A 17,820-nucleotide genomic window follows, 5' to 3' on the forward strand; every position below is an offset into this window, starting at 1 on the left:
TTTTCATTCGAGCCTGAGCCAACTCAACAAACTTTTTATTAAGGAGATATAGATATGTCTAAAACAAAGATTTACGCTCATCGTGGTGCCTCAGGTGAGTATCCTGAGAATACGCTTTTGAGTTTTAGAAAGGCAATTGAGACCGGTGTTGATGGAATTGAATGTGACATTCACTTAACCAAAGATGAAGAACTGGTTGTAATTCATGATGAAGAGGTGAAACGAACGTTTAAAGGAGAAGGGTTTGTTAACGACTATACACTAGATGAGTTACGAGCACTTACTTTAGCAGAGCGCTATCAACAGTTTCCGTTATACGATCGGAGTTGGGAACTAGAAAAAATTCCAACACTAGAAGAGGTCTTAAAATTGCTGCAAGGAACTGAAATTGAGTTGAATATTGAATTGAAAACGACGATGTTTCCCTATTTTGGTTTAGCTGAAAAGGCAGTCAAGCTAGTTAAAAAGTATCAGTATGAAGAACAAGTTGTGTATTCTTCTTTTCATTATCCTAGTTTAGCAGCAATCAAAGAAGTTGATACTAGTGCTAAAATAGCTTGGCTTATAGCGCATCCAGTTCCTCGGATTTGGGAATATATTCCTGTGTTATCATTAGATGGTTTACACTTAAGTAAAGAAATTGGTTTAGGTTCTGACTATGCTCAGTTGAAAGGGGCGTGCCAAAATCTTCCTATTCGTTTATGGACTATTAATAGTAGCCAAGATATGAAGGCTAGTATTGGCCAAGATAGTACGGCACTGATGACTGATTTTCCTCGTAAGGCGTTGGAAATTCGAGCACTGTTTAGTTAAGATGAGGAAGCAACGGTTACTATATCCACTACTTTTCTTCATAATGTTGTGTGTAGCTATTGGCTGGACAAAAGAGCAACCAGAATCGAGAGAACCCAAGACTGCGCTTAGCATCATCTCTCACCGTGGGGCAAATGATCGACAACCAGAGCATTCAATATCGGCTTATCAACAAGCTATTCAGGATCAAGCAGACTATATTGAAATTGATCTGCGTATGACCAAGGATCGTCAATTGGTAGCTCTCCATGATGAGACTGTCAATCGAACGACTAATGGTACAGGTAAAGTTGAAAATTTTACGTTAGCTGAATTGGAAAAATTGACTTTGGTTAGCACTCAAAAAGAACAAGAAAAAATCCCTACACTAGTAGAGATTTTAGAAAAATTTGGTAAAAGTACTTGCTATTACATTGAGCTACGTGAATCGACAAAAGGCCTAGATATGGTGGAACCCCTGATTCAATTATTAGAAAAAAATGATTTGGATGATGAAAATTTTGTGCTCTTACAATCCTTTTCTTCAGAAAGTCTGATACGTGCTAGGCAGTTAGCACCTAATCTATCTTTAACTTGGTTAATGAAAGCTGGAGACTTTGATTTGAACTCAGCTGTGAAGTCTGATTTTGCTACGATTGGCATTGAATCTCGTGAGGTGACTGATAATGTAGTTCGACAAATACATCAAGCGGGAAAACAAGTACATGTCTACTTTATAAATAAAAAAAGTGAAAAAGCTGAGCAAAAAAGACTTTTAAATAGTCAAGTCGATGGCTACTTTACTGATTTTAACCTATTCACGAAAAAATTAATCAATCGTGAATAAAGAGACACTGAAACCGAGTTTAGAACTCAGATTTCAGTGTCTTTTTTAGCCGTTATGGTGAATAAAAAGTGAAAGCAGGTAACAAATCTCATCTTCTGGAATTAAGATTGAGTATTTTTCTTCAAGTGGTTTAACTAATTGTTGCAATGTTTGATATTCTTGCTGATAAAGGGTTTGAAAACTTGTTTTCTCTGGAAAAGGCTCTAAGGCAGCCCCCGATATTAACCGATCAATCAAGCAAGAAATATGAAAAATAGACCCAAAAACAACTTTAACATTTAAATTAATTTCCATTGTATCTGCAACAGTTTGGATAAACAATTTAGTATCTTGGACAATAGTGTCACTATCGACATATTTTAAATCTTCTTTTAAGGTCTCACCAATAGTGGCATAGGAAAGCTCGATATCAACAATTTCTTGAATACGAGCAATTGTATTTGTTTGAAATAAATCATAAAGATGAAATTGTGGCAGATCCGTTTCTACTGTTAATGAAGTGACTACACAAAGAATCGTATATTGTTGCTGCAATTTTTTGATATGCTCCTCAATACTTTCCGCATGGAGAAGTGTAATCGGTAAAATTTGAATGTAGTCTTCTTGGAATTGGATTTTCTTTTCCAGAATATTTTTCATGAGTTTTGCAGTGCCTTCGCCAGTTAAGCAAATGGTTAGAATAACCGTTTTTTGTTCAGAGTGTCTAATAAAGCTCGGTTCCTTTTCGGCGTAGGGTTGTAAATAGAGACTAACTTGTTTTGTATCTCGATAAATTTCATCAAGAGAATGACCCATAACTGCTTTTCGCGTGGCTTCCAGAACATGTAAGGTACTAACTAATGGGAGTGTTCGGCAACGAATGGCCAACTCTTTTTGAATCTCGTTGCTGATATTATTTAGAGATCCCATATCAACTAAAAATAAACAATCTTCTTTTGTGTTACTTTCAATTAAAAAGGTTTTTAAACGAGCCATAACAGTTGCTGGGCTTTCATCAATCTGCATGTTGATTCCAATGGCATGTTGGACACCTAGTAATGAATTTACCAATGTTGACATTGAAGTTGCAGTGGAAGCTCCATGGGTCATAATAATAACGCGCACAAATTTTTGTTTGGCACTAGGCTCTTCCTCGTTATATACGAAAAACATGGCAATAAAGCCAGCTTCATCCATAGGAATGTCAATATCTAAACTAGCATTTAATAATACAACACATTCTAAGGCAACTTTAAAGGCCTCGGGGTGTTTTTTTTTGATTTCAGCTAGTTTTGTATTTTCTAGATGTTCACCACTTCGCACGCGAGTATAGGTTGTATAAATATGAACCACCAATGCATGCTTGACCTTTGTTGAAATTTTAGTTTTTAATAATTTTTCACTTAATTCTAGCATTAATTGACTGGCTTCTAAAACACTGACTGGAACAATATTTTTAAGTTGCTGGAAATCAACGGGCTTATCAATCACCGTTGAAAATTGTTGAAAGTATTCTTCAATATTGGTATCAATAATTTTGGCTAGTGCCTCTTGATTTATTTCTAAGTGTTGCATTTCTTGAGAAGTTGAGTCAATCAGCTGATAGACGGATTGGACCGGTTTATTTTCTTGTAGCAATTTAACTTTATTTGTACCATTAAAAGTTAAGTATTTACCATGAAGTTGACTTAGTTTTGTCCAAATATCTCGAGTCTCAACTTGTAAGTAAAGTCCATTTAAGACATGGGTTGGGAGTTCTGGGCTATGAATAATTAGCTCTTTTTTGTGGGCAACAATGAAATCTGCATAAACTTTAGCACAAGCGAGTTGAATATCATTTTTTAGTTGTCCAATATTATTCGGGCAATTATAGGACAATAAAGCACGCATTGAATTTTGTGAAACTTTAATTGGAATGCCTAGACGATCGGCTTCCTGATTAAAAAATAAAGTGATTAAGCTTGCTCGTTCTTCAATGGTTCGTTCTAGGAGATTTGGAATTTTGATGACCATTGGAATCCGGCGCTGAAAAGTTTTTAATAAGGCTGATTCAGGTGCTTCAGTTGTAGCTGCAAGAATCTGAACTTCAGCTGAGCGTTCAGAATTCGATTCACCTAAACGTCTATAAAGCCCTCGATCAATAAAAGTAAAAAACATTTCCTGGCCTTCTGGTGGAAGTCGGTGGATTTCATCTAAAAAAAGCATACCACCATTGGCTTCTTCAATTAACCCTTTTTTTTCCTCGGTTGCTCCAGTATAGGCATTTTTAGCAACACCAAAAAGCTGCCCCATAAGTAGTTGTGGGTTGTTGGCATAATCAGAACAGTTAAAGTGAATGAAGGGATAATGTTTAGTTGTTTTTTTTACGGAGCACGCATATTCATAAATTAAATTGGCAAACATTGATTTTCCAACACCAGTTTCACCATAAAAAAGCATATTTAATCCTTTAGGTGGATATAAAATAGCCGCTCTAGCTTGTTCAATCATCATTTGTAAAGATGGATTATCAAAAGAAAATTTTTCTAGTTGAGCAACTTTAACTAATGGAAAGTAAAGGACCGGTTTGCCAATTTCTTTTGTTGCACGTCCTTCTGCCACCAATTGATTTAAATCAGAACTAACATTTGCTCTAGTCAGACCTAAGCTTTCAGCAATTTCTTGTGTGCTTAGTCCAGTATTTCCTGCACTTTTTTCTAATTCTTGTAAAATAAGTTCAATTCGTCTCATCACTATCTCCCCCTATTGATTGAAAACGCTTTAAATAAAGTATACCGAAATAAAATCAGATAAGCAAAGTGAATCTGTTTCTATGTGTTTTATTGCAAAGAACAATGTGACTAACTTGTGAAACAGTATTATTTTTTGTCTGGTTAAAAGCTACTATACCAATGTTTATGTGTATTGGCATGAGAATTGCTTTTAAATAAAGTATAACCGAAAAGTTAGCTCTTTTGAGCTACCCGTCTCAACGAGCTTTTATACAAGGCTAGCTCTTATGAGCCAACTCTTCGAGAAAAAGATAAAAATTCGAGATGGCAAAAAACGCCATATCAATTTTTCCTATTTTCTTGCCAGAGCTACCCGTCTCAACGAGCTTTTATACGAAATAAAGGAGGACTGAATTACTATGGAAGAGCATTTAGAAAATGAAGAGATTATTATGTCTTTAATTATGAATGGTGGAAATGCAAGAAGTTTAGCGATGTCAGCAATCGAGTCTGCTAGTGCGGGTGATTTTGAAAAAGCCAAAAATGATTTAAAGGAAGGAGGTGCAGCAATCAGCCAAGCACATCAAACTCAAACTGAGCTAATCCAAGAAGAAATCAGGGGGAATGGGACAAAAATCTCGTTATTAATGGTACATGCTCAAGATCACATGATGAATGCTATGACAGTCATGGATATGGCAGAACAATTTATTCGCTTGTATGAAGAAAATGCAAAGTTAAAGGAATTGGTGACAAAATGATAAAAATTACGCTCGCATGTGCTGCAGGAATGTCCACGAGTTTATTAGTCAGTAAGATGGAAAAATATGCTTTAGCGAATGAAATTGACGTGGAAATTATTGCTGTACCCGAAAAACAATTTGAAAAATATGCGGATTCTACCGATATTTTATTGCTTGGACCACAAGTTTCGTTTTTATTAAAGAAATGCAAGGCAGCCTATGAACCTAAAGGGATAAAAGTAGCCGCGATTCCAGTTGTTGATTATGGTCGTATGAACGGTGAAAAAGTTCTGAAATTAGCCTTGTCGTTGTAACTTGATTTTATGAATCGGAGGGAAAATAATGGATAAATTTTTAGATGTACTACAAGAAAAAATGGGACCAATTGCGTATAAATTAGATTCAAATCGTTATTTATCAGCTATTAAAACTGGTTTTTTTGGTGCTATGCCGATTTTAATTATTGGATCAGTATTTCTACTATTTGCTAACTTGCCAATTCCTGGTTACGCTGATTTCATGGCCTCAATAATGGGCGAAAACTGGACGACTTACTTTATGGTTCCGTATGATATGACCATGAATATTATGACAATTTTTGTTGTATTTGGAATTGCAAAAGATCTAGCTCATCACTATAAAGTGGATGATTTAGCAGCTGTCGTAATTGCAGTTGTTGCCTTCTTTATTCTTACACCAACGATTGCTGATACAGGTGGTGCAAATGGAATACCTACATCTAATTTAGGTGCTAGTGGTCTATTTGTTGGGATGATTACAGCTATTTTAGCCGTTGAAATTTCAAGATGGGTGGAGCAACGTGGGTGGACAATTAAAATGCCAGATTCAGTTCCTTCAAATGTAGCCCGTTCTTTTACTGCACTTATTCCTGCATTTTTCGTGATAGTTATTTTTGATTTAATTCGAATTGGATTTAGTTTCACAGCCTATGATACTGCCCAAGCATTTATCTTTCAGATTCTTCAAACACCGCTAACAGCATTAGGTAGTTCATTACCAGCAACCATTGTGGTCTTGCTTTTTGAAGGTTTACTTTGGTCATTTGGTATTCATGGATCAAATATTGTTGGTGCAGTAATGCAACCAATTTGGTTATCTTTAACTGCAGACAACGCAGCTGCTTTTAGTGCTCATGAAGCCTTACCACATATTGTCAACTATCAATTTTATTCTAACTTTATTAAAGTAGGTGGTGCAGGTGGTACATTAGGTTTAGCTATTCTATGTGTCTTTGTGGCCAAATCAGCTCAATTCAAAACACTTGGAAAACTAGCTATTGCCCCTGGAATTTTTAATATTAACGAACCACTTATTTTTGGGATTCCAATTGTATTAAATCCTGTAATGATGATTCCATTTATTATTACACCGGTCGTCTTAGCAATTGTTGCCTATTTTGCCATGGCAACAGGATTGGTTGATTTTACCAACGGAACCAATTTACCTTGGACAACGCCACCAATCGTCTCTGGTTTCTTATTAAATGGTTGGCGAGGGGCTCTGTTACAAGTTGTTCAAATTGCTTTAAGTATGGCTATCTACTTCCCGTTCTTTAAGCTAGAAGATAATAAAGCTTACCAGTTAGAATTAGAGGGTGCTCATGAGAATCAAACGCCCGAAGAAGCACTCGCTTAAATAAAGAAAAAGCATGAAAACAAGTTGAATTCTTGTTTCATGCTTTTTTATTTAGTCTTTTCCATAATAAGAATAAGGATCGGTTGTTTTTCGCTCTGCTCCATTGAAAATAAAGCCAACAAGATTGGCACCAACTGTCCTTAACAGATCAACGGCTTTATCCACAGCATCTTTATAGGCGACATCATTACGAACAACTAGTATAGTACCATCCACCTTAGTTGCCATAATTTGCGCATCCGTTACGGCTACAGTAGGCGGTAAATCGAAAATGATCAGATCAAAGTTTTTCTGAAACAATTTGATTAAGCGGTCCATCCCATTGGAGCTTAAAAGTTCAGAAGGATTTGTTGGTGTCGGTCCACTAGTAATTAAAAATAAATTCTCTATTTTGCTACGATGAATCACTTCTTCAACAGATAAATTTGGATTGTTAAGCAAACTAGTTAAGCCTTTTGTGTTTGGTTTTTTGAACACACGATGGATACTCGGTCTCCGTAAATCAGCATCTATTAGCAAAACCCGGTGTTTTTGATCCGCAAATACTGTTGCTAAATTTGCTGAAACAGTTGATTTTCCTTCTCCTGGACCTGAAGAAGTTACCCCAATAGTTTTTAAATTCATTCCATTTTCAGAAAATTGTAGGTTGGATCGAATCGTTCTAAACTGTTCAGAGATAATTGAATTTGGATACAAAGATGTTATTAACTTAGGTGCTTTAACAACTCGAGTCTGTTTTTTTGAACGAAAATTTAGCATAATATATTCTCCTATTTCTTAAATCTTGTTGAACGGGTTAGGGCTAGATTAGAGGATTGTTGACCTGCTCCATCTTCGACAATAACGCTAAGTGTACCTAAATGAGTTAAATCAAGATGATTGATTAAATATGTTTCATCTCGTACTTTTAAATTTAAGAATTCTAATAAGAACGAAAATCCAATCCCCATCATTAATCCAATAATTGTCCCAATCAAAATATTTAGTGTTTTATTTGGTCCAACTGGCTGTAAATTAACTTCGGCAGATGAGATAGAATGAACATTATCAATCCGCATAAGCTCACCGATTTTTTCCTGAAAGACGTCTGAAATCAAGTTAGCTAATGTAGCTGCTCGTTTTGCATCGGAATCAATAATTTTTATGGCGAAAACTTTAGAATTAGGCTGTGTTTCAATCGTAATCTTGCTGGCAATTGCTTGAGTAGACAGAGGTGTCTCGAGTCTTTTTTGGACTTCATTTAGAATAATAGGTCCTTTTAAAATATCTTTATAGGTACTAATCATTTGAATATCTGTTTGTAAGTCGTTGAATTGATTAGCAGTTTGTTCGTCACTTTTTATTGGATTGACTAGTAGTTGATTGCTAGCGGTATAGGTTGGTGTAATAAAATAAAAACTAAAAATAAAAGCACAGAGCGCACCTAGTAAAGTTGTTCCCAAAATTAAAAAAAACCTTTTTCTTAACAGGTTAATTATTTCAATCAAACTAATTGTTTCTTCCATAGAATCCCCCTATTTAAACATCGTTTTAAACTTTTCGAAAACGATTAATCCAAAAGATACCATGCTTTAGTTAGAAAATACATTTATAAAAAGTCCGTTTATCTAGTAAAAAAAAATAATGCTTATCTAGTTGTTTAGAAAGGTAGGTATGGTAATGAAATCATATGCAAAAAAGATATTTTTTAAGAATAAGTACTTTTAATAGAAAAAATAAAACTTGACGAATGACGGCGTTTACATAAAATCGAGGTATTTAATTAATAATGTACAGTTTTAATAATTAAAAGACTAGACAATTAACTTAGTTAGTGTTAAAATTTGTTGTAATCGATTTCATGCTATTTTATAAAAGGCCTTTTATAAAATGAAAAAACAATTGGGAGGTTGTAAAATGAATGGTTTTATTGATAAATTAGGAGAAAAAATTATGCCTGTTGCTAGTAAGCTTGGGCAGAATAAATATTTGACTGTTTTACGTGATGCATTTATGTTGTCATTTCCAATAACAATGTTTGGGTCAATTGTTGTGGTTCTAAATAATTTACCTTTTTTTAATGATGCAACGAAAGGAACATTAAATCACTTATTTAGTAATGGGCAAAGTGCAACAATGGGAATTATGTCTATTTTTGTAACATTTGGGATAGGATATTATTTAAGTAAAAGCTATGAAGTAGAAGCTATTTTTGGTGGTGCAGTTGCGTTATCTTCATTTTTAATACTCACACCCTTTTTTATGATCTTAGAAAATGGCGAAGAAGTTAGTGGCGTGTTGGCTTTAGACCGCTTAGGTGCCAAAGGGATGTTTATTGGTATGTTAGCTGCCTTTATCGCAACTGAAATATATGTGCGTTTTGTCAAAAAAGGACTTGTTATCAAAATGCCTGACGGTGTTCCTCCTGCAGTGGCTCGTTCATTTGCAGCAATGATTCCTGCAATTTTAACCTTAACAATTTTTGCCTTATTAAATGCTTTTGTTATTGGTGTTTTTAATACGAATTTACATGATGTTGTTTATGAAGTTATCCAAAAACCATTAGTTGGATTAGGAAGCGGATTACCAGCAACGTTGATTGCGCTATTTTTTGTACAATTTCTATGGTTCTTTGGACTACACGGTCAGATTTTAGTCAATTCCGTAATGGATCCAATCTGGAACACATTGATGTTGGATAACTTAGAAGCCTATAAAGCTGGGCAACCATTGCCACACATTATTACAAAACCTTTTATGGAAATTTTTACAGTTGGTATGGGTGGTTCGGGGATGACATTAATGGTGGTAATTTTAATGGCCTTCTTTATGAAGAGCCGCCAGTTAAAAGATGTTGGGCGGTTAGCCTTAGGACCGGGTATTTTTAACGTTAACGAACCAGTTATTTTTGGGATGCCAATGGTGCTAAATGCAGCGATTTTTATTCCTTGGATTATTACACCGTTAATTGTAACAACCTTCAATTACCTTGTGATGGCAGCTGGTATTGTGCCAGCTCCAACAGGTGTTTCTGTGCCGTGGACAGTTCCAATTTTCATCAATGGGATACTGGCAACGAACTCAATTTTAGGTGGGGTCTTACAATTGGTTGATATCGCTATTGTTGGGGTTCTATGGTTCCCATTCCTGAAATTAATTGATCGTAGCAATCTAAATCAAACGCTTTAAAAGAAGGAAATTTATGGTTGTATGTCAACTGGTGTTGATGGAACTTTGTAAAGAGAATAAAAGTCAGTTTATTTAAGCAGCTTGAGAAGAACTCTCAAGCTGCTTTTTAAGTTGTATACAAGCTGATAAAATTCATCTTTTTTAGAAACAAATTAAATTAAAGGACATATAAATAGAAGTTTAAAGTCATTAAAGTGACAGCACTAACTGCTTTTAGACTAGGATCTGTTAAATTTCTTTTAATATCTCTATAAATGAATCAAATGTAGGTGTATTTAGAATGATTTTTTGACTATCTTCTCGATCAATAAACTCTAATAGCAAGTCATAAATATCGCCGGTATCTTCGTAGTCCTCTTTCTTTATAGCAAATAAAAAAATGAAATGAACCTTTTCACCGTTTCCCCAATCAATACCATTTGGCATTATTGCTACAGCGACTTTTGATTTAATAGAAGTTAGTGACATCGGATGAGGAATAGCAAGAACACGATTAATATTTGTTTGACTAATTTTTTCTCTAATCCAAACACTTTCATAAAAGTCATCAGGAACAATACCTTGCAATTCCAGTGGCTCAATCATTTTCTGAAGGAGTTCTTTTTTTGATTGGACTGAAGGGTTGTAAAGGAAAAAATCCTTAGAAAATAAGTCGAAAATAGTAGACGTTTGGGTCTTTATTTTCTCCATAAAAGGCTCTACTTTTTCAATCTCTTTATCCAATTGCCCCATATGAATATAGACAGAAGGAGTCTCCATTTTTTCTAAAGGAACGGTGGTAATGACGAAATCAATTTCAGTTAAATTGTACTGTTGCAATTCAATATAGGAAAGGCGGTCTACAATGTCGATTTTGTCTTGATAACGTTTGTTGATTTTTGCTTCAATAATTCTACTCATGGTGCGGCCTGTGCCACAAATAAGAATAACGCGATGTTTTCTATGATTGATAGTAGCACTGCGTTCAATGGCACCTGCAATATGCAAAGCAATGTAGCCAATTTCATCTTCTGAAAAATATAATCCATAGTGCATTCCAATTGTTTCTAGGTGCGTCAAACATAAATCAAAAGCCAACGGAAAGGAGTTTTTGATGGTGTCCAGTAATGGATTGCTACGACCAGTTTCAATTAGATTCATATTAATAAAGCCTTCTACATGAGAAGTTAAATCTTTTATCAAAGTAACATCTTCCCGCCAATCATAATTCGCTGTTTTTTGAATGATTTCTAAAAGTTCTGCAACGATTTCATGGGCAATCGTACTGGATTGTTCGACTTCTTTCTCAGTTTCCACTAATCTTGGCGCATTTATGGATAAGCAATAATTAAAATAATTACGCTCTTCTTTCGTTAGTTTTAACTCAAAAGAATGTTCAATTTTGGTTAAGAATTGATTCATTATAACTTGTGCATTTTTTTTTAAAACTGGGATACGAACTGGGAAAGTAGTTAACGTTTTATTGTCTACTATTCTACTTAGAGCCAATGCAAAATTGGACAGAATGGTTTTATGATAGTAATCAGAATCTAAAAGTTCTAATGCTGCAAGAGATTCAAGCTCTAGGGCCTGCAATAACTCCAAATCAATTGTATCAAATAATGAAAGTTCCATTTCTGTAAAGCCGACTAAATATTCTTGTAAATCTTTCACAATCAGTAACTCATTGATCGCTTTTCTTTTAGAAAATTCATGGCCAATAATTTCAAATCCTATATTCGGTCTGTTGACGATTTTGAGTCCATAGGGGATGAGAGCATCTCGAATAGATTTTAAATAGGAATAAAATGTATTTTTGCTTACAAATAGTTGTTCTAAAAACCGATCTAAAGAGACTGGTTTGGCTGCTTTAAATAAAGTAAACAATAAAAATGATTGCCGTTCTTCAAGTGAGGTTAGGTTAAAATCATTTGAAGTTAAACTGTCATTTCTCCAAGTCGTAAAAGCCTTTTGATTTTGAATATCAAGAGAATATCCTTTTCCCCGTAATAAGGAAACGGTAGCGCCTACATTTTTTAACGTATCGTTTAAATTATTTATATCTGTTCGAATTGTGCGATCGGATACGGAAAAAGTAGAAGTAAGTTCTTTCATAGAAATAGAGTCAGAATGCTTGAGTAGCATTTCTAAAATATCATCGAGCCTTTGATAAGATAATTTGGACATAATAATTTCTCCTTTCCGTCGTATGTAAGTTCAAGTCTATCATACATGATTTTTATAAATATTGGAATGAAGCTATTTCCGAACTTTTTCCAGTAAATCTGGAAGTGTTTTTGGAAAGTTAACTTTCAATCGATTTCCATTTGAAATGGAAAATGGAAGTGTTTACATTGTTTGGTAAATCCATTAAATTTAATGTATTGAAACAAAGAAAGGAGGTCATAGGAATGGACTTCACAGAAGAAAACATTCTTTTGGATGTTGTTGTTGCCTCGCAAAGCGAGTTATTCAAATCAGTTGCAAGATATGCAGAAAAATTAGGATTTGTAAAAGATGTGGAAAAAGTATATGAAGCATTTGTAGAAAGAGAAAGTGAGTATTCTACTGGTTTACAGGATGGATTTGCTATTCCTCATGCGAAATCTCCCTATGTATTAGCGCCAACTGTCTTGTTCATTCGTTTAGAAAATGAACTTGAATGGGAGACCTTTGATGAATCTAGAGTGAAAAATATTTTTGCTTTGCTTGTCCCAAAAGAAGATGAAGGGACTCTTCATTTAGAAATGCTGAGTCGATTAGCAACTGCTTTAATGGAAGATGAATTTATCAGTCAGGTTCAAAAAAATACGAATAAAGATCAATTAGTTACAGTAATTAAAAATGAAATGATTGGAGAGTCTACGTTATGAAAATAGTCGGAATTTCAGCATGTCCAGCGGGATTAGCTCATACGCCAATGGCTGCTAAAGCACTAGAAAAAGCAGGAAAAAAATTAGGTTATGATGTAAAAATAGAACAACAAGGATCATTGGGACAAGTCAACAAGATTAGTCAACAGGAAGCAAATGAAGCCGATTTTGTTTTATTAGCAACAGATCAAAAAGTAATTGGACTTGAACGATTTGATGGGAAACCGCAATTGCGTGTGAGTATTAATACGTGCATTAAGGCTCCAGAAGCTGTTCTTAAAAAATGTATTGAAGCCGTTAAAGAAAGACAAACAGCAAATTAATGAAAAGGGGAAAATAAATAATGAAAAAGAAGTTACAGGAAATTAAAGGCCACTTAATGAGTGGGATTAGTTTTGTTCTTCCATTGATTATTGGTGCATCATTAGTTGTCGCTATTCCTAAAATGATTGCTTTAGGTATGGGAATTACAAGCCTAGATCCTTATGCCGATGCAGAAGGTTTTAAACATATCCTTTACGCGATTGAGCAAGTTGGTTGGGTCGGAATCGGACTTATTAATACAGTATTAGCAGGGTTTATTGCTTATTCAATTGGAGACAAAGCAGCATTAGGTGCAGGATTTATTGGTGGGGCAGTGGCAACAAATACCAATGCAGGTTTTCTTGGCGCCGTAATCGCAGGTTTTTTAGCAGGTTATTTAGTCAAATGGTCTAAAAATCATATTAAATTACCAGAATCCTTTTCTGGCGTAATGCCATTAGTGATTTTGCCTTTAATAGCAACTCTCTCAGTAGCTATTGTAATGGGAGCTTTGTTATCGGAACCTTTAGCTTGGATTAATACAAGTCTTGTAGAATGGATTCGTAACATGATTGCTAACGATGTAAATAAGGTTCTTTTAGCTTTAATTATGGGTGCGATGATTGGCTCAGATCTAGGTGGTCCAGTGAATAAAGCTGCTTGGATGGCAGGAAATGTTTTATTAACTGAAGGTTTATACTTGCCAGCAATTATTGTAAACGTAGCCATTTGTGCAGTTCCTCTAGGTTATGCGCTAGCAACTGTTTTCCATAAGAAACGTTTTAATGCTGAGCTTTTAGATGCTGGTAGAAATAACTTTATTATGGGATTTATTGGGATTACAGAAGGTGCTATTCCATTTACTTTGGTTAGTCCTTTAAAATTAGTGCCGATTAATATGATTGGTGGTGCTCTTGCTTCTGGACTTGGAATTTTGTTAGGCATGTACGATAAAATGCCGCCAGTCGGTGGAATCTACGGCTTCTTTACTGTTGGAAATGGCTGGGCTTATTTAATTGGCCTCTTTGCTGGTGCAGCATTTATTGGATTTGTGGCGCCGCTATTCGTGAATTTCAATAAAGATGAAGAATTAGAAGCACAAGATACGGATTCAATTGATGTAGAGATTAGTTTTGAAAATTAATTAAATAAGAGGGCATTAGCGATGGTTTTCATCCGTTGGCTCATGCCTTTTTCTATCGAATTTTAAATAAGTTAGGAGCGTATAAATGAAAAAAATAGTACATGTTGTCCCACATAGTCATTGGGATCGAGAATGGTATTTTACAACGAGTAGATCAAAGATTTATTTAATGCACGATTTGAAAAAAGTGTTGGAACAGCTAGAAGGAGAAAATGGATACGATACATTTGTTTTAGATGGGCAGGCGTCTTTGTTAGATGATTATTTAAAATGGCGACCACAAGATAAAAATAGGATTGAAGCGTTAGTGAAAAGCGGGAACTTGATTATTGGCCCTTGGTACACACAAACGGATCAATTAGTTATTTCAGGAGAAAGTATTGTTCGGAATATGCAGTATGGGATGCAGGTCTCTGAAGAATTTGGACCGTATATGAATGTCGGCTATGTGCCAGATTCATTTGGACAAGCTGCTAGTATGCCTCAAATTTATCAAGAATTTGAAATTGAAGATACGATGTTTTGGCGCGGGGTAAGTGATGACGATGTGGAACAAACAGAATTTAAATGGCGTGGCGAAGATGGATCTGTAGTAACGGCATTTCAAATTCCTAGTGGGTATTATATTGGCGGAGCGATTCCAGAAGAAAAAGAAGCATTAGCTAAATTTTTACACGAAGAGCCTTTTAAAACAACCTGGAAAAGAAGTTCAACAAATCAAGTTTATTTTCCTAATGGATTTGACCAAGCTCCCGTTCGTGAAAATTTACCTCAGTTAGTCAAAGAAATGAATGAATTATACAAAGGAGAGTACGAACTACATTTTTCTACAATTGAGCGCTACATTCAAGCTGTGAAGAATCAACATCCTGAACTTGAAGAAATTGCTGGTGAGTTAATTAATGGAAAGTTAATGCGTATTCATAAAACAATTTTCTCTTCTCGTCCAGATTTAAAAGCGTTAAATACGCAAGTTCAAAATTATTTAGTAAATGTATTGGAACCTATTTTAACAATTTCAATGAAACTGGGATTTGATTACCCTGTTGAAACAATCAAAGAAGTTTGGAAACTAATGTTCGAGAATGCAGCGCATGATTCAATTGGTTCTTGTGTATCGGATACAACGAATGAAGACGTCTATATGCGTTATAAACAAGCGCGTGATATTGCTATGAATTTAGCTGAGTTAACGATGCGAGAAATAGCCACGCAGATACATCAACCTGAGGAAAGAGAAATAAGTTTGACGATTTTCAATCCTTACGCTAAAAAACGAAATGAAGTTATTGAAGCGGAAGTGTATCTTCCTCAAGAAACTTTTTCTATTTTAGATGCAAATGGCGCGCCACTTGAATACACGATTTTAGCTATGGAAGATCAGACAGCCTATGTGTTGAATCAAGGGAATATTTTAAACCCAACGAAAGAGAGTTACCTGCCTAAAAAAGTCTATAAAGCTAAAATTGCCTTTCAAAGTTCAGTGATACTAAGTATGGGCTATACTCAACTGACGATTGATTTAGCCGGCGATAGTTACACTAAGTTTGCTACAAAAGAGACGAAGCAAATTGAGAATGAATTCTATCAAATCACTGTAAATGAAGATGGATCATTTGATATTTTGGAGAAAACTACTGATACAGTGTATAAAAAACAAGGAATTATTGAAGAAAACGGAGACAATGGAGATTCATTTAACTATTCGCCACCAGAAAAAGATTTGGTCATTCAATCTACAGAATTCTCTCCGACAATTAACGTAAAAGAATCTGATATCTTTAAATCAATTGCTGTTCATTTTACAATGATGGTTCCAGCAGATTTAATCGAACGTGAAAAAGGTATAAGAAGTAAAGAACTTCCATTGAGTTTAAGGATAGCATTAAAGAAAAATTCAGAAATTATCGATTTTACTTTCCAAGTAGATAATCGTTTAGTAGACAGTCACCGTGTTTGTGTGCTATTTGATACGGGTATTCAGTCGAAATTCTCAACTGCAGACCAGCAATTTGGGACAATTAAAAGACCAGTTGTTTTTGAAAAAGAAATGGCTTTATGGAATGCACATAAAGAAAAATGGAACGAGATGCCAATTGCTATCGAAACTTGTCAAAGCTTTGTCAGTCTATTTAATGAAGAGCATGGGCTTGCAGTCATACCAAAAGGCGTAAGAGAATACGAAATCATTGGAGAAGACTTTGATACGATTCGTTTAACGCTTTTTAGAACCTATGGCTTTATGGGGAAAGAAGATTTATTGTATCGTCCAGGTAGAGCATCAGGGGAAACGGTCATTGAAACTCCAGATGCGCAATGCCATAAAGTGATGACTTTTGAGTTCTCTGCGTATTATTTTTCGGATTCATTCAATCAAGCGGCCGTTGCAAATAAAGCCAAAAAAGCAACGAGCCCCTTACAAGTGTATCAATATGCAGAGTTTTTAAACTCTAGACTCATTTTTACATTAGGCGATGAACCAAAAGAGTTGCCGACCCATTATAGTTTATTTGAAATTAAGGGGGATCTGACGTTAAGTATTGTGAAAAAGGCAGAGAACCGACCGGGTTATATTATTCGCTTGTATAACGGCCATGTTAGCGAAACTTTAAACACAGAAGTTGTATTCAACCATCCTGTTCAATTAGTAGAACAAGTGAATTTAAAAGAAAAGCGGAAACGAGAGTTGTCTATTTCAGACCAAAAAGTACTACTAGAGGATATTTCTCATGCTAAATTTATTACGTTATATGTAGAATAATTAGTCAGAAGTATTTTTTATACTGAATTATGTTGAAACGACAGGTAGATGAGATAAATAAAAATAAATTGGCTGGTAAGTCTAGGGACGGGTTCCTAAAACTTATCAGCCAATTTTTTAATGAAAATAGGACAATCAAATGGAATTGAAAATTTGTTAGCCACATTTTGTTATTTTGCTAAGTCGTGTACAACAGGTTTAAAATTAGTCAAAATAGTAATGAATAGAGTACTAATACCAATAGATAGAATAACGAAAGCTGTTTCTAGCAAACCAAAAGTAATATAGTTGAAAAAAATAATGATTAAATTTGTTAAAAGTAGTCCTTTTGAAATTGATAAACGAAAATATTTATTGAAAATAATAGGTGGAATCGTGATTCCTCCATTAGATGCTCCAACAGAATAAAGTGAGTATACTCCTAAGCTGAATAATAAGCTCCCAATAATTAAGGAAATAAAATGAGACGATAGTAAGGCAAACATAGGCACGAACCCCAATATAATTGGAAACAATAAACTTCCTATGACAGATTTGATGAAAACTAGCTTACCCAAAAATAATGCCGCCATTACTAGCATAGTTAAGTTAATGGACCAGACTGTTAACGAACGATTGATTGAAAAATTAATTTCTACTAAGTGTCCAATCGAGCCTACTCCTGCAGCTGCAATGTCGTGGGGCAATAAGAACCAGTTTAGTCCGATACTAATAAAAATGAGTCCTAACAGAATCATAGGCGTTTTCTTTATTTCTTTAATCACAATACGTTCACCTGCCAAAATAATTTTGTTAAGTATATCACATGTTAAACATAGTTACAACTTATGTTAATGATAATTTTATTCGAATCCACACTGAGCC

At 34.8% G+C, this 17,820-nt stretch carries 15 protein-coding genes; 10 read left to right on the forward strand and 5 right to left on the reverse strand.

Features of this window, described 5'->3' with window-relative positions; all coding sequences use genetic code 11:
- The first annotated feature begins 54 nt into the window (after positions 1-54).
- A complete protein-coding gene (locus tag MHI00_RS02250) occupies positions 55-813 on the forward strand; it encodes a glycerophosphodiester phosphodiesterase (protein WP_229251636.1) in 759 nt (252 codons plus the stop codon).
- 43 nt (positions 814-856) lie between these two features.
- Entirely contained in the window at positions 857-1,639 is a 783-nt protein-coding gene (locus MHI00_RS02255; protein ID WP_341110719.1) for a glycerophosphodiester phosphodiesterase, read from the forward strand.
- Positions 1,640-1,684: 45 nt separating this feature from the next.
- Here MHI00_RS02255 and MHI00_RS02260 read toward each other — a convergent pair whose 3' ends face one another.
- Positions 1,685-4,348 (reverse strand): sigma 54-interacting transcriptional regulator, encoded by a 2,664-nt coding sequence (locus tag MHI00_RS02260; RefSeq protein WP_010052724.1) that lies wholly within the window; start codon positions 4,346-4,348, stop codon positions 1,685-1,687.
- 400 nt (positions 4,349-4,748) lie between these two features.
- Here MHI00_RS02260 and MHI00_RS02265 point away from each other — a divergent pair, with 400 nt between their 5' ends.
- Genes MHI00_RS02265 through celB (MHI00_RS02275) form a run of 3 tightly spaced genes read left to right on the forward strand, consistent with a single transcriptional unit; the run spans position 4,749 to position 6,728 of the window.
- Positions 4,749-5,090: a PTS lactose/cellobiose transporter subunit IIA gene (locus MHI00_RS02265; RefSeq protein ID WP_010052725.1), complete on the forward strand. Its 342-nt coding sequence runs from the start codon at positions 4,749-4,751 to the stop codon at positions 5,088-5,090.
- A complete protein-coding gene (locus tag MHI00_RS02270) occupies positions 5,087-5,386 on the forward strand; it encodes a PTS sugar transporter subunit IIB (protein ID WP_010052726.1) in 300 nt (99 codons plus the stop codon). Before MHI00_RS02265 ends, MHI00_RS02270 begins: the two co-directional genes overlap by 4 nt.
- Before the next feature lie 28 nt (positions 5,387-5,414).
- On the forward strand, positions 5,415-6,728 hold the full coding sequence (gene celB / locus MHI00_RS02275) for a PTS cellobiose transporter subunit IIC (protein ID WP_057000073.1): 1,314 nt from the start codon (positions 5,415-5,417) through the stop codon (positions 6,726-6,728).
- 51 nt (positions 6,729-6,779) lie between these two features.
- On the opposite strand, the gene MHI00_RS02280 is transcribed toward celB (MHI00_RS02275), so the two are convergent.
- Both MHI00_RS02280 and MHI00_RS02285 read right to left on the reverse strand, forming a co-directional pair.
- A complete protein-coding gene (locus tag MHI00_RS02280) occupies positions 6,780-7,487 on the reverse strand; it encodes a CpsD/CapB family tyrosine-protein kinase (RefSeq protein ID WP_015077538.1) in 708 nt (235 codons plus the stop codon).
- Positions 7,488-7,498: 11 nt separating this feature from the next.
- On the reverse strand, positions 7,499-8,233 hold the full coding sequence (locus MHI00_RS02285; protein ID WP_016356642.1) for a YveK family protein: 735 nt from the start codon (positions 8,231-8,233) through the stop codon (positions 7,499-7,501).
- Positions 8,234-8,624: 391 nt separating this feature from the next.
- Here MHI00_RS02285 and celB (MHI00_RS02290) point away from each other — a divergent pair, with 391 nt between their 5' ends.
- Positions 8,625-9,896 carry a PTS cellobiose transporter subunit IIC gene (gene celB / locus MHI00_RS02290; RefSeq protein ID WP_010052733.1) on the forward strand — a complete coding sequence of 424 codons (1,272 nt, stop codon included), beginning with the start codon at positions 8,625-8,627 and terminating at the stop codon, positions 9,894-9,896.
- 228 nt (positions 9,897-10,124) lie between these two features.
- On the opposite strand, the gene MHI00_RS02295 is transcribed toward celB (MHI00_RS02290), so the two are convergent.
- A complete protein-coding gene (locus MHI00_RS02295; RefSeq protein WP_341110734.1) occupies positions 10,125-12,062 on the reverse strand; it encodes a BglG family transcription antiterminator in 1,938 nt (645 codons plus the stop codon).
- A 224-nt stretch (positions 12,063-12,286) separates the two neighbouring features.
- Between MHI00_RS02295 and MHI00_RS02300 the strand changes: the two genes are divergently transcribed.
- The 4 genes from MHI00_RS02300 to mngB all read left to right on the forward strand — a co-directional run bounded on the left by MHI00_RS02300 (position 12,287) and on the right by mngB (position 16,956).
- On the forward strand, positions 12,287-12,748 hold the full coding sequence (locus tag MHI00_RS02300; protein WP_010052735.1) for a PTS sugar transporter subunit IIA: 462 nt from the start codon (positions 12,287-12,289) through the stop codon (positions 12,746-12,748).
- Positions 12,745-13,071 (forward strand): PTS fructose transporter subunit IIB, encoded by a 327-nt coding sequence (locus MHI00_RS02305; protein ID WP_015077534.1) that lies wholly within the window; start codon positions 12,745-12,747, stop codon positions 13,069-13,071. The genes MHI00_RS02300 and MHI00_RS02305 overlap by 4 nt, the downstream gene beginning before the upstream one ends.
- 20 nt (positions 13,072-13,091) lie before the next feature.
- The gene (locus tag MHI00_RS02310; protein WP_015077533.1) at positions 13,092-14,195 is read left to right on the forward strand and encodes a PTS fructose transporter subunit IIC; all 1,104 of its coding nucleotides are present in this window, start codon (positions 13,092-13,094) and stop codon (positions 14,193-14,195) included.
- 85 nt (positions 14,196-14,280) lie between these two features.
- Positions 14,281-16,956 carry a mannosylglycerate hydrolase gene (gene mngB / locus MHI00_RS02315; protein WP_341110742.1) on the forward strand — a complete coding sequence of 892 codons (2,676 nt, stop codon included), beginning with the start codon at positions 14,281-14,283 and terminating at the stop codon, positions 16,954-16,956.
- Positions 16,957-17,126: 170 nt separating this feature from the next.
- Here mngB and MHI00_RS02320 read toward each other — a convergent pair whose 3' ends face one another.
- A complete protein-coding gene (locus MHI00_RS02320; RefSeq protein WP_445662558.1) occupies positions 17,127-17,693 on the reverse strand; it encodes a YitT family protein in 567 nt (188 codons plus the stop codon).
- Positions 17,694-17,820 lie beyond the last annotated feature (127 nt).

Source organism: Carnobacterium sp. FSL E2-0243, from assembly GCF_038003605.1.
Lineage (GTDB): Bacteria > Bacillota > Bacilli > Lactobacillales > Carnobacteriaceae > Carnobacterium > Carnobacterium maltaromaticum.